General features: G+C 62.3%; 3 protein-coding genes. All 3 read right to left on the bottom strand.

Going from position 1 to position 1,874, the window contains the following annotated elements; translation table 11 throughout:
• Positions 1-221: 221 nt before the first annotated feature.
• On the bottom strand, positions 222-578 hold the full coding sequence (gene tnpB, locus AC0L3A_RS40555; RefSeq protein WP_007606730.1) for an IS66 family insertion sequence element accessory protein TnpB: 357 nt from the start codon (positions 576-578) through the stop codon (positions 222-224).
• Complete coding sequence (gene tnpA, locus AC0L3A_RS40550; RefSeq protein ID WP_473256559.1) at positions 575-1,027, bottom strand: IS66-like element accessory protein TnpA; 453 nt, start codon at positions 1,025-1,027, stop codon at positions 575-577. Before tnpA ends, tnpB begins: the two co-directional genes overlap by 4 nt.
• A 768-nt stretch (positions 1,028-1,795) precedes the next feature.
• A partial coding sequence (locus AC0L3A_RS40545) for a hypothetical protein (protein WP_473256560.1) occupies positions 1,796-1,874 on the bottom strand: 79 nt, incomplete at its 5' end.

Here is a 1,874-nt window from a genome sequence, read left to right as displayed (position 1 = left end):
TCCTCCGGCAGCGTCTCGGCCCGGCGGCCGAAGCGATGACGCTGCAACTCCTTGATGATCTGCTCGAGCCGCGCGGCGCGCGCCCGATCGGCCAGCAGCATCGCCTTGAGCGTGCCGGGATCGTCCGGAAGCGTGTCGGCCGTCGTCGCCATGATGCGATTACACCATGCGTCGCGGCATCCCGCGAGCTAGACATGCATACTGATTCACTGTGCCGCAGTTCAACTCGCCTGGATCGGCGACGGTGTCTCGCGCGCGGCGTGGACGCGCTTCCAGTCCAATCCTTCGAGCAAGGCTGACAGCTGCGCCGCGGTCAGGCGAATGACGCCGTCCTGCACGTTGGGCCAGCAGAACGAACCGGTCTCAAGCCGCTTGGCGAACAGGCACACACCCGTGCCGTCCCAATAGATCAGCTTCACCCGGTCGGCGCGCTTGGCGCGGAACACATACACGGCGCCGGAGAACGGATCGGCCTGGATGCTCTCACGCACCAGGGCCGCGAGCCCTTCGGCACCCTTGCGGAAGTCGACCGGCCTGGTCGCCACCATCACCCGCACCGCGCCCGTCGGACCGATCACGTGCAAGTCTTCAGCGCATGGATCACCGCCGCAACCGTCGCGGCATCCGCGCCGCGGCCGACCCGGACCGCGACGCCGTTGATCTCGAGCTCGATGATGCCACTGTTCTCCGCCCCCTCGGGCGCCTTCCGGAGGCGTCGGCGCTGCCGCGGTGAGCGCTCCGGCGGCGTGGACGATGGGCTAACGACAGCGGGCACGAACGTCTGCGGCTCGGGAGCCACAGGGATCGCAAATGGCTGTCGCATTTGCCGGCGCCACGTAAACAGCTGTTGCGGCGACAATCCGTGCCGCCGCGCGATCTCCGATACCACGGCTCCCGGGGCCAGCGTCTCCTCGACAAACCGCGCCTTGTCGTCGGCCGAGAACTGCCGGCGTCGGCCGCTCTCGGTGATGACCTCGACCCGACGAACCGAGGTCCTGGGCTCAAGCATATGGTCAAACTTAGACACAAGCCGATCTCCAATCAGAGATCGATCATTCCTCGCTCGGCGCCTTCAATGGAAGGTGGGACCGAAACAGCGCTTACGATTAGTCCCCATTCCTTTGGTTTCGAATTGTGACTTTCAGTTGAGTAGGTTCCGCGCCGCCGCTCACTCGTTCGAAGTTTTCTCTCACCAATCGCAATCGCAAAATTGGGGTGAGACTATTAAAGATCATTGCAGACGCGGCTGGCATACTTTGCGATTGGAGCGTTACCGATTGACCAGGCGCATAGGTGGCGCCAGTGTCTCGCCTCGCCGCTGCGGTGCTCGCGGCAGTGCAGCCAAGAGCTGCATTCGCAATGCGGCAAGAGTAGATACCAGGACGCTCGGACCATCATGGGGACGATCGGGAATCCCGCGTTCGGTTCTGGCGGGAGAAGCGCGGCGAGATTGAGCTAGAGAATCTCTGCGACAATCTCTTGTTCGGCTCGGCACCGCGACCGAGGTCCTGAACCGCGCCTAATATCAGAAGTTCTCTGGACATGCCGTCAAAGAGTCCGGAATGCGTCTGCCACCCCATTCACAAATGGATGTCGGTAGGTCGCCTTCAGTCATGCAGGTACATTCTCGTCAGGCGGAGTCTAAATGGAACCACAACCATGGACGCGAGAAGTCGCCGCCTTTACGGCAGTCCGGAGAATTGAGTGTGCCTCCTGCACGATAACCGCCACAACCAAGACCGTCACTTGAGGGCAGCCTTGGCCACTCAACGGCGGTAATCCTTCGTTGAGCGCCTCACGACCTTTGATAGTCGTCTTCAATCCGGATGATGTCGTCTTCCCCGAGATAGCTTCCCGTCTGGACCTCGATCAGC

It is taken from the genome of Bradyrhizobium sp. MI1.3 (assembly GCF_055811695.1).
Note: the sequence above shows the minus strand (reverse complement) of the source record. Positions and strands in the feature narration are given on the sequence as shown.